At 71.9% G+C, this 11,039-nt stretch carries 10 protein-coding genes; 9 read left to right on the top strand and 1 reads right to left on the bottom strand.

What is annotated here, in order from left to right; genetic code table 11:
- Window positions 1-575: 575 nt before the first annotated feature.
- The 9 genes from AB0F81_RS35965 (at window position 576) to AB0F81_RS35925 (ending at window position 10,383) form a co-directional block, all read left to right on the top strand.
- Window positions 576-2,681, top strand: a complete 2,106-nt coding sequence (locus tag AB0F81_RS35965) for a protein kinase (protein WP_360204664.1) — start codon at window positions 576-578, stop codon at window positions 2,679-2,681.
- Between the two features lie 210 nt (window positions 2,682-2,891).
- Window positions 2,892-4,922: an acyltransferase family protein gene (locus tag AB0F81_RS35960; protein WP_360204661.1), complete on the top strand. Its 2,031-nt coding sequence runs from the start codon at window positions 2,892-2,894 to the stop codon at window positions 4,920-4,922.
- A 122-nt stretch (window positions 4,923-5,044) separates the two neighbouring features.
- Complete coding sequence (locus tag AB0F81_RS35955; RefSeq protein WP_360204666.1) at window positions 5,045-5,398, top strand: TetR/AcrR family transcriptional regulator C-terminal domain-containing protein; 354 nt, start codon at window positions 5,045-5,047, stop codon at window positions 5,396-5,398.
- Window positions 5,399-5,479: 81 nt separating this feature from the next.
- Window positions 5,480-5,782 (top strand): urease subunit gamma, encoded by a 303-nt coding sequence (locus AB0F81_RS35950; RefSeq protein WP_208470219.1) that lies wholly within the window; start codon window positions 5,480-5,482, stop codon window positions 5,780-5,782.
- Window positions 5,779-6,189, top strand: coding sequence for an urease subunit beta (locus tag AB0F81_RS35945; RefSeq protein WP_360204658.1), 411 nt, complete (start codon window positions 5,779-5,781; stop codon window positions 6,187-6,189). The genes AB0F81_RS35950 and AB0F81_RS35945 overlap by 4 nt, the downstream gene beginning before the upstream one ends.
- 70 nt (window positions 6,190-6,259) lie before the next feature.
- Window positions 6,260-7,978, top strand: a complete 1,719-nt coding sequence (locus AB0F81_RS35940) for an urease subunit alpha (protein ID WP_360204655.1) — start codon at window positions 6,260-6,262, stop codon at window positions 7,976-7,978.
- 76 nt (window positions 7,979-8,054) lie between these two features.
- Window positions 8,055-8,699, top strand: coding sequence for an urease accessory UreF family protein (locus AB0F81_RS35935; protein ID WP_360204653.1), 645 nt, complete (start codon window positions 8,055-8,057; stop codon window positions 8,697-8,699).
- Window positions 8,689-9,408, top strand: a complete 720-nt coding sequence (gene ureG, locus AB0F81_RS35930) for an urease accessory protein UreG (RefSeq protein ID WP_360204651.1) — start codon at window positions 8,689-8,691, stop codon at window positions 9,406-9,408. Before AB0F81_RS35935 ends, ureG begins: the two co-directional genes overlap by 11 nt.
- A 3-nt stretch (window positions 9,409-9,411) precedes the next feature.
- Window positions 9,412-10,383, top strand: a complete 972-nt coding sequence (locus tag AB0F81_RS35925; RefSeq protein ID WP_360204649.1) for an urease accessory protein UreD — start codon at window positions 9,412-9,414, stop codon at window positions 10,381-10,383.
- Here the strand turns inward: AB0F81_RS35925 and AB0F81_RS35920 are convergent.
- Entirely contained in the window at window positions 10,364-11,038 is a 675-nt protein-coding gene (locus AB0F81_RS35920) for a TetR/AcrR family transcriptional regulator (protein ID WP_360204646.1), read from the bottom strand. The genes AB0F81_RS35925 and AB0F81_RS35920 overlap by 20 nt on opposite strands.
- Between the last annotated feature and the right edge of the window lies 1 nt (window position 11,039).

The following is an 11,039-nucleotide window of genomic DNA, read 5'->3' as shown; positions in this document are numbered from 1 at the left end:
ACGCCAGCGGCCGCGCGCAAGCACCCGACGCCAGCGGCCGCGCGCAAGCACCCGACGCCAGCGGCCGCGCGCAAGCACCCGACGCCAGCGGCCGCGCGCAAGCACCCGACGCCAGCGGCCGCCTGCAAGCACCCGACGCCACCGGCGGTGCGCAACCGCCCGACGTCAGCGGCCGCGTGCAGGCACCCGACGCCAACGGCGGTGCGCACGTGCCCAACGCCAGCAACAGTGTGCGAACGCCGAACGTCCAGCGGCAGGGTGCAAGCGCTTCGGATGGGGCAAGCGCCAAGCACTGGCGAGACGGCAGGCACCGAAGCACGGTCAGGGCAGCAGGCGCGCCAGCACTGCGAACGCTTCTCAAGGCGCTCCATGTGCGCGAACGATGCCGGGCGCGCACTTGCTGGAAGGCGATGTGCGGCCGGGCTTCGACGGCCTCGTCAGCACGGCGGCTCGACTCGCAACGGCTTACAGCTCGATGAGCAGGACCGGACGCAACATGGTGCAGCAGCGGCGCGACGGGTCGCGGCGACCGGGACGGAGGATAGCGACAGACGTAACTGGGTAGGGGAAGACCCATGCCTTTTCCCGGAGAGTTGGTCGGTGATCGGTACCGGCTGGATGACCGGATCGCCGCGGGCGGCATGGGCGAGGTGTGGCGGGCTACCGACACTGTGCTTGGGCGGCCGGTCGCGGTGAAGACGCTGCTCGCCGGATATGCGGGAGACGCGGGGTTCCGCAGTCGCTTCCAGCATGAGGCGCGAGCGATGGCGTCGCTTCGGAACAACGGGGTCGCGCCGGTCTATGACTTCGGTGAGACGGACGAGGGCGCCTACCTGGTGATGGCCCGGGTCGACGGTCTGCCGCTGAACCGGTGGATCGCGGAGCGTGGTCCGCTGAGCGTGACGGAGACATTGTCGGTCGTCGCGCAGGCTGCCCGGGCGCTGGCTGCCGCGCACGCCGCCGGGATCGTGCACCGCGATGTCAAACCCGGCAACCTGATCATCGAGCCGGACGGCCATGTGGTACTGGTCGACTTCGGGGTTGCCCGATCAGCCCAGTCGGTCACGCTCACCGGCGCCAAGGAGGTCGTCGGGACCGCGCTATATATCGCTCCGGAGCAGGTGTCGAAGCGGGCTACCGGGCCGGCCGCGGATCTGTATTCGCTGGGCGCGGTCGCCTATCACTGTCTCGCGGGACTGCCTCCGTTTCTCGGTGACAATCCGGTGGCGGTGGCTATCCAGCATCTCGATCGGGAGCCGCCGCCGTTGCCGGCGAGCGTTCCCGCGCCGGTTCGGGAACTCGTCGCCGCCGCAATGGCCAAGGACCCGGACGACCGCTTCCCGTCGGCGATCGCGATGGCCGAGGCAGCCGACGCCGCTGCCGCCGATCTGCGAGAAACCCCGAACAGCGCCGCTGCGGCAGCTCACACCGTGCACGCGGGTCTGAGTGCCACCCGCATCGACACAACCGTCCCCGCACCAGAGGATCCGAACAGCCCTCCGGCCAGTCCCTTCTCTGCCGGTCGTCCCGCTTCCCCGGCCACGACGGTCGACGCGGGCGACGCCGCCGTTGGCGCAACAGGGTCAACGCCGGGCGATGCCTCTGTCGCCGCAGCTGGAGCCGGCTTGCTTCCTGCGGCGGGAGCCGCAGCCGCCCTCGCCGGGCCGGCGGCGGCCGCACAGGCAGTGGGGGCGCCGAGTTCCCTGGCGGCGGACCCGACTGAAACAACCTCAGCGGCGGAACACTCCGCAACGAGCGGATCTTCGCCGCATACGGACGCCCCACACGGTGGTCCCGCGGCTCGGGATTCCCATGTGGAGATGCCGAATCACAACGGCCAATCGCGACACGGCACCGAAGCGACCAGCGGCACGGCAGAACGAGGCGTAGAAGCGGGGCACGACAAGAGCACTGCGAACGCCGGCACGGTTGCACAGGACAGCGACGCAACAGGCCAGACAGGACCAGGTTCGGCTGGAGCGACCCCGGCAGGAACAGACCTGGCCGGAGCGAGTCCGGCAGGAACAGGCTCGGCCGCAGCAAGCCCAGCAGGAATCGGAGCAGCGCAAACAGGTCTGGCCGCAGCAAGCCCGGCAGGCACGGGACCGGCGGGAACAGGTCTGGCCGGAGCAAGCCCGGTGGGGATGGGGGCGGCGGGGGCGCGGACTGGCGGGGACGATCCTGAGCGCACAGCCGCGCTCGCTGCCGCCGGCGTGCCTCTGGCGGGTGAGACGCAAATCCGGCTTGACAGTTCAGTTACAGAAAGTCGCAACAGTTCACTCCATCGGCGGATGTTGGCCGTCACTCTCGGTGTCCTCGTCGCCGCGGCGGCGGGGCTCGGGGGCGTGATCCTCTTTACTGATCCGTTCGGACCGTCGAACGCGCCGGCTCCGGCCGCCTCCACGCCGGCCAAGGAAGCGCCGAAGCCCTCGCCGACGCCGGCGAAGAAGGAACAGAAAGAACAGAAAGCTCGGGACAACACCGCTACCGGCGAAGACAGCGAGCGCGAGGACAAGACCGAGCCTGCGGAGACGCGCACGCAAACCACCGAAACGACGAACGAACCGGCGGAACCCACCACCACCCCACCCGAGGAGGAGCCGACCACCACCCCGCCCACCGACGACACGGCAACCACCACCCCACCCGACACCCCCGAGGCTTCCGACGACTCTGAGTGACGAAAGTCCGATGTAACGGATGTGCTGACGCTGCGTATCGATCGTTAGTATCCGCAGTTCGAACTGCGGACCGATCGCCGCGTACCGTGAAAAGCACACCGAAGGCAGGACATGTCGGTTACTTTCGACCGGGTTTTGGAAAAGCCGCGGCTGGATTCACCGGTCGTCAAGCCCAGGCCACACCTGGGTTTCCGCCCCGACATCGAGGGCATGCGCGCGATCGCCGTCACGCTGGTGGTGCTCTCGCACGCCGGGGTCACGGGGCTCGCCGGCGGCTACGTCGGAGTGGACGTGTTCTTCGTCATCTCCGGCTTCCTCATCACGACGCTGCTGCTGAACGAGGTGTCCCGAACCGGCACCGTGTCGCTCGCGAACTTCTACGCCCGCCGCGCGGTCCGGCTCCTGCCGGCGTCCGCCCTGGTGCTGGTCGCCACCGTGGCCGGCGCGTGGTTCTGGCTGCCGTCGACCCGGTTCGACTCGATCAGCCAGGACGCGCTGTACGCCACCTTCTACGGCATCAACTGGCGGCTCGCGAGCGAGGGCGTCGACTATCTGAACGCCGGCGCTGCGCCGTCACCGTTGCAGCATTTCTGGTCGCTCGCGGTGGAGGAGCAGTTCTACCTGGTCTGGCCGCTGCTGATGCTGATCTTCGCGCTCACCTGGGGACGGCGCCGGGCGCCACTGGTGGCGGCTCTGCTTCTGGTCACTGCGGCTTCCCTGTACGTCAGCGTCACGCAAACCGACTCGTCGGCCCCATGGGCTTACTTCGGTGCGCACACCCGGGCCTGGGAGCTGGCCGTCGGCGCGCTCGTGGCGATCGGCGCGACCCGCCTCGCCGGCCTGCCCGCCCGGCCCGCCGCAGCGCTGACCTGGGCCGGCCTGGTCGCGGTCGTGACCTCGGCGATCATCTACGACGAGCAGACGCCGTTCCCCGGTTCGGCCGCCGCGCTGCCCGTGCTCGGTGCGGCGGCGATCATCGCGGCGGGCTGTGCGGCACCGCGTCACGGCGCCTCGACGCTGCTGCGCACCCGTCCATTTCAGCTGGTCGGCCGGTATTCGTACAGTTTCTATCTGTGGCATTGGCCGGTGTTGATGATCGGCCCGGCGGCGTTGGAGATCGAGCCGGCCGTCGAGGCCAATCTGATCCTGGCCGCCGGCGCCCTGGTTCTCGCCGTGGCTTCCTATCACCTGGTGGAGAACCCGGTCCGCACGCTGGCCTGGATCAGGTCCCGGTCCTGGACCGGCCTCGGCCTGGGTGTCGGCCTGTCCGCCGCGACCGCCGCGTTCGCGCTGGTGGCGGGGCAGCACACGCCGCCGCTGCCGACCGGTGAGCCGGCGACCGACACGTTGCGGGCCATCGCCGGGGAGTCCGCCCCGCTGGCGCGGGTGCGGAAACTGCTCGACGAGTCCGTACGGATGCGCAAGCTGCCGCCGAACCTGCTGCCCAACCCGTTGAAGGCCGGCAAGAACAAGCCGGTGATCTACAAGGACGACTGCCACCTGACCTACCGGGAGACGGTCACGCCGCATCCGTGCCTGTACGGCGCCCCCGCCGCCCCCGAAACCATGTACCTGCTCGGCGACTCGCACGCCGCCCACTGGTTTCCCGCGGTCGACGCGATCGCCACCGAGCGCAAGCTGCGACTGGCGAGCCGGACCAAGAGCGCCTGCCAGGCCGCGACCACCCTGATCTACCACGATGTGCTGAAGCGCCCCTACCACGAGTGTTTCCGCTGGCGGGAGTCGGTCTTCCGGGAGATCGAGCGAGTCCGGCCGAAGTTCGTGGTGCTCTCCTCGAACGGCGGTGACAGCGGCGGCATGGTCGACGCGGCCAACGTCCCGCTGGACGACGGACCCGACGCCGACCAGCGCTGGACGGGGGCCTGGATCAAGACGTTCGACCGGCTCCGGGCGACCGGCGCGAAGCTCGTGCTGATCCAGGACACCCCGTGGCCGGAGGATTCCGCGCCGGAGTGCGTCGTCACGAACCCGAAGCATGTGGACCGATGCGGCCGCCACCCGCGGGAGGCCATCGCGGAGCCGGCCCGCCGGCGGATGATCGCCGAGGCGGCGCAGCGGCGCGGCGTCACGGTGATCGACACCCAGCCGTGGTTCTGCACCGCCGAGATGTGCCCGGCGATCATCGGCAACGCGCTGGTGTGGAAGGACAACAGCCATCTGACCACGGCCATCGCATCCGCGATGACCCCGCTCCTGGCCGAACAGTTCCCGCGCGCCTAGGACGGCGAACGTTCGCGGTCGTGACGACCGGAAGGGTCAGGGCGTTCCCCATGGCTCGGCGACCAGGCCGGGGGCGTGGACGAAGACGAGGTGCCGGCCAGGGTTGAGCTTGGGCCCGGCACATCGAGGTCGGCGACGGCACCTGGCAGGAGCAGTTGCGCCGGTTGGCGTACGAGTTCCGCGAACCCAGCCTGGCCCACCGCCACCTGATCCGGCACGCCTTCGCCACCAACGACGTGATCCAGCGCGACGGGCCGATGCGGCGGACCCTCTGCACCGTGCTGCGCACTGCCGGGCTGCCCGAGTCCGAGGTGGAGCGCATCGGCGCCGTCCTCGCTGTGCTGGTCGGCGGGCTGCTGCACACCGAGGTGAACGGGACGATGCGCCGGCTCGCCGGGGACGGCGAGGCCGACGACACCGGCTTCGCGCTCGCCGTGGAGCTGCTGATCGACGGCGTGGCAGCGCGCGTGCGGTGAACGTGATTTGATCAAAACGTCGGGTAACACGTCCGAAACTTCCACCTGCGAGCATTCCGGGGCGCGATCAGGAGGTCTCTTTTGTTCCTCAGCCAGCACGAGCAGGAACGCCTGCTCATCCACGTGGCGGCCGACGTCGCCCGGCGCCGGCGCGAACGCGGTCTGCGGCTGAACTACCCGGAGGCCACCGCGATCATCACCGCGTTCCTGCTCGAAGGGGCCCGCGACGGGCGCACCGTCGCCGAGCTGATGGACGCCGGCCGGCGGGTGCTCACCCGCGACGACGTGCTCGACGGGGTGCCCGAGATGCTGGCCGAGGTGCAGGTGGAGGCCACCTTCCCGGACGGCACCAAGCTGGTCACCGTGCACGGGCCGATCTCATGACGATCCCCGGGGAGATCCTCTTCGGCGAGGGCGACATCGAGATCAACCCGGGCCGGCCGACCGTGGCGCTGACCGTGCGCAACACCGGCGACCGCCCCGTGCAGGTCGGATCGCACTTCCACTTCGCCGAGTCCAACGCGGCCCTGGAGTTCGACCGCGACGCCGCCTGGGGCCACCGGCTGGCCATCCCGGCCGGCACCTCGGTGCGCTTCGAGCCGGGCATCCCCCGCGACGTCACCCTGGTTGCGCTCGCCGGTGAGCGCGTCGTGCCCGGCCTGCGCGGCCTGGCCGGCGGACCGCTCGACCGCCCGGCGCCGGCGCCCGCGCCCGACCCCACCGACATCGAGCCGGCCGGCTCCCTGGACGAGGACACCGGCGAGGGCGAGCACAACGGGAGCCCACGGTGAGGGGCGAAGCGACCGAACCAGTAGGCACAGCACCACGTCATGACGGTACGGAGCGAAGCGGAGGACCGGCATGACCACGCTGGACCGCGGCAGGTATGCCGCCCTCTACGGACCGACCGCCGGCGACCGGGTCCGGCTCGCCGACACCAACCTGCTGATCGAGATCGAGGAGGACCGCAGCGCCGGGCCGCGTCCCGGCGACGAGGTCGTCTTCGGCGGCGGCAAGGTGATCCGCGAGTCGATGGGCCAGTCCCGCGCCACCCGCGCCGAGGGCACCCCGGACACCGTGATCACCGGCGTGATCGTCCTCGACCACTGGGGCGTCGTCAAGGCCGATGTCGGGATCCGCGACGGGCGGATCGTGGCGATCGGCAAGGCCGGCAACCCGGACACCATGGACGGCGTGCACCCCGGCCTGGTGATCGGCGCCGGCACCGAGATCATCGCGGGCAACGGCAAGATCCTCACGGCCGGCGCGATCGACAGCCACGTGCACCTGATCAGCCCGACCATCCTGGACACCGCGCTCGCGTCCGGCATCACCACGATCATCGGCGGCGGCACCGGGCCGGCCGAGGGCACCAAGGCCACCACGGTCACGCCGAACGCGTGGCACCTGGCCCGGATGCTGGAGTCCATCGACACCTGGCCGATCAACGTGCTGCTGCTCGGCAAGGGCAACACCATGTCCGCCGAGTCGATGTGGGAACAGCTGCGCGGCGGCGCCGGCGGCTTCAAGTTGCACGAGGACTGGGGCACGACACCGGCCGCCATCGACGCCTGCCTGCGTGTGGCCGACGCGTCCGGGGTGCAGGTGGCGATCCACACCGACACGCTGAACGAGGCCGGCTTCGTCGAGGAGACGCTGCGGGCGATCGCCGGGCGGTCCATCCACGCCTATCACACCGAAGGGGCGGGCGGCGGCCACGCGCCGGACATCATCACCGTCGCGTCCCACCCGAACGTGCTGCCGTCGTCGACCAACCCGACCCGGCCCTACACCCGGAACACCCTCAGCGAGCACCTCGACATGCTGATGGTCTGCCACCACCTGAACGCGGCCGTGCCGGAGGACCTGGCGTTCGCCGAGAGCCGGATCCGGCCGTCCACCATGGCCGCCGAGGACGTGCTGCACGACCTCGGCGCCATCTCGATGATCGGCTCCGACTCGCAGGCCATGGGACGGGTCGGTGAGGTGATCACCCGTACCTGGCAGACCGCGCACGTGATGAAGGCGCGCCGCGGCGCGGCGCCGGGCGACGGCGCCGCGGACAACAACCGCGCCAAGCGCTACGTCGCGAAATACACGATCTGCCCGGCGGTCGCGCACGGCATGGCCGAGCAGATCGGGTCGGTCGAGCCGGGCAAGCTCGCCGACCTGGTCCTCTGGGATCCGGCCTTCTTCGGGGTACGGCCGGCGCTCGTCCTCAAGGGCGGCATGATCGCGTACGCGCAGATGGGTGACGCCAACGCCTCGATCCCGACGCCGCAGCCGATGCTGCCGCGGCCGATGTTCGGGTCCTACGGGGTGGTGCCGGCGCAGACCTCGGTGGCGTTCGTCGCGCCGGCGGCCATCGACGCGCTGCTCAGCGATCGGATCGGGGTCAAGCGGGCGCTGGTCCCGGTGGGCGACACGCGGGCTGTCGGCAAAGCCGACATGCCGCTCAACGACGCGATGCCGCGCATCGAGGTCAAGGCCGACACCTTCGAGGTACGGATCGACGGCGAGGTCGTCGAGCCGGAGCCGGTGACCGAGCTGCCCATGGCCCAGCGCTACTTCCTGTTCTGACCATGCCACCCCACCGTCGCCGCAGCCCGTTGTGGGCGGCCTTCACCAGACCACCGGACGGGCGAGGCGGCGCGCGATGAGCCTGGCCACCCTGCTGCTGCTGGCCGACGGCCGGCTGCCGTCCGGCGGCCACGCGCACTCCGGCGGCCTCGAACCGCAGATCGCCGCCGGGCGGGTGCGCGACATCACCGGCCTGGACGGTTTCCTCCGCGGCCGCCTCGCCACCAACGGTCTGGTCGCCGCCGCCTTCAGCGCCGCGGCCTGCGCGAACGTGGCCCGCTCGACGGAACTCGACGCCGGCCTCGATGCGCGGACGCCGTCGCCGGCACTGCGGAAGGCGTCGCGGGCGCAGGGGCGTGCGCTGCTGCGGGCCGGGCGCGCGATGTGGCCGGTCGCCGACATCGGCCGCGAGCCGCACCAGCCGGTGGCATTGGGTGCCCTCGCGGCGGCTGCCGGGCTGTCGCCCGTCGAGGCCGCGGTTGCGGCGGCGCACGGCACCATCACCGGCTCGGCCAGTGCGGCGGTCCGGCTTCTCGGTCTCGATCCGTACGCGGTGCACGCGCTCCTGGCGCGGCTCGCCCCTGAATGTGACCGGACAGCGGCCGTGGCCGCGGGCCGGTCCGGCGACCCGGTCGACGAACTGCCGGCCGCGGGCGCTCCCCTGCTCGACATCGGCGCCGAGCATCACGCCACCTGGGAGGTGCGTCTCTTTGCATCCTGAATCGCAACCGCACGAACACGGCCCCGATGAGGTTCCGCACACCCACCCCGAGCCGGGCGTCGACCCGCACGACCCGTTGCACGCCGGGCCGCGGGCGCTGCGCGTCGGGATCGGCGGGCCGGTGGGGTCCGGCAAGACGGCGTTGGTCGCGGCGCTGTGCCGGGCGCTCGGTGAAGAGTTGCGGCTGGCCGTCGTGACCAATGACATCTACACCACTGAGGACGCCGACTTCCTGCTGCGCAACGGGGTGCTGCCGGCCGAGCGGATCCGGGCGGTGGAGACCGGCTGCTGTCCGCACACGGCCATTCGCGACGACATCTCGGCGAACCTGGACGCGGTCGAGGACCTGGAGGCGGCGCTGGGACCGCTGGACCTGGTGCTGGTGGAGAGCGGCGGGGACAACCTGACCGCGACCTTCAGCAAAGGGCTGATCGATCAGCAGATCTTCGTGGTGGACGTGGCCGGTGGCGACAAGGTGCCGCGCAAGGGCGGGCCGGGGGTGACCACCGCGGACCTGCTGGTGATCAACAAGACGGATCTGGCGCCGCTGGTCGGGGCGGACCTGTCGGTGATGGACCGGGACGCAACGGCACGGCGCGGCGAGCTGCCCACGGTGTTCCTGTCGCTGGCCGAGGACAGGTCGGCGACCCCGGTGGCGAACTGGATCCGCGGCCTGGTCGCGGCGCGGGTCACGCCCGCCGGCGCCTGAGCGATGCGGGCCCGAGCGCACATCGTCGCCGAGGCGGACGGGCGCGGCGGCACGCGACTGGCCGTGCTGCACGGCGAGTCGCCGTTGCTGCTGCGCCGCACCGGCCCGGTCCGGGACACCGGGGTGACCGTGCATCTGGTGGGTGGGGCGGCCGGGCCGCTGCGTGGTGACGAGCTGCGGCTGGACATCGAGGTGGGTCCGGGCGCCCGGCTGGAGATGCTCAGCGTGGCGGCGTCGCTGGCGCTGCCCGGACGGCCGGCGCCGGCCTCCCGGCTGACCGTCACCGCGTCGGTCGCGGCCGGCGGCACGCTGCGCTGGCTGCCGGAGCCACTGATCGCGGCGTCCGGTTGTGATCATGTCGCGGTCACCCGGGTCGCGGTCGAGGCGGGCGGGTCGCTGCTGTGGCGCGACGATCTGGTCTGCGGGCGGCACGGCGAGGAGCCCGGCGACGTGCGGGCGGACACGCTCATCCGATATGCCGGGACAACGCTGTACCGCCACGAGCTGGCGGTCGGTCCCCGCGCGCCGGGGTGGGACGGCGCCGCCGTCCTCGGCGGCGCCCGAGCCATCGGCACGCTCGTCGCCGCCGGCCCCGACCACCCGTCCAGCGTGCGGACTTCGGGCCCGCTGAGCGCCCCACGATCACACGCGACCGCTGCGCCATCCAGCGTGCCGACTTCAGGCGCGCACGGCGGCCTGAGTTCACACGCGACCGCTGCGCCACCCAGCGTGCCGACTTCAGGCGCGCACAGCGGCCCGAGTTCACACGCGACCGCTGCGCCACCCAGCGTGCCGACTTCAGGCGCGCACAGCGCCCCGAGCTCACACGCGACCGCCGCCGCGGGTGGGCGGGCCGCGGTCATGCCGCTGGCGGGGCCGGGGTGGCTGGCCACCGCGGTGGGCGACGACATCCGTGAGGTGCGCGCCGCCCTGGACCCGCTCTGCCGGCGGCCGCTCAGTCCGGTCCCGGCGTGAGCCCGTCCAGGACCCGGCGCAGGCCCCACAGATACTGCTCGGTGCCGACCCAGGTCGACATCACCTCGGCCGCGGCGGCGGTCCGCGGATAGGCCTCCGGCGGGACCCGCGTCATCGCCGCCCGCCGGGCGGCGATCCGGTCCGCCTCCGGCGCGAGGGCGCCGGCCTGCGGGACATCGGCTACCTCCAGCGCGATCGCGCCGAGCACATAGACCATGACCAGGTACGACGCGCGCGCCGCCCGCTCCGCCGGAAGCCCGGCCCGGGTCAGCACGTCGAGCAGGCGCTCGCCGAGGTGCAGCGCCTGCGGCCCGTTCATCGCCCCGCCGAGCAGCAGGGGCACCGCGCCGGGATGGGCGGTGAGCCGCCGGCGCAGGTCCACGGCGAGCGCCTCCAGGTCGGCACGCCAGTCGCCGCCGGCCGGCGCCGCCCGGTTCAGCTCGCCGAGAAGCCGCTCGACCAGCGCCTGCTCAATCGCCGCCTTGTCCGGGAAGTACGTGTAAACGGCATTCGGTGACACGCCCAGCTCCCCCGCGATGCGCCGGATCGAGGCCGCGTCCGGGCCGCCGGAGTCCATCAGCGTCAGGGCGGCGTCCAGCACGTCGCTCTCGCTGAGCGCACGTTTCGGGCCGGGACGCCGTCTCGGCTGGGTCATG

This window comes from Actinoplanes sp. NPDC024001, assembly GCF_040638955.1.
Lineage (GTDB): Bacteria > Actinomycetota > Actinomycetes > Mycobacteriales > Micromonosporaceae > Actinoplanes.
This window is presented reverse-complemented; position numbering and strand designations above follow the sequence as displayed.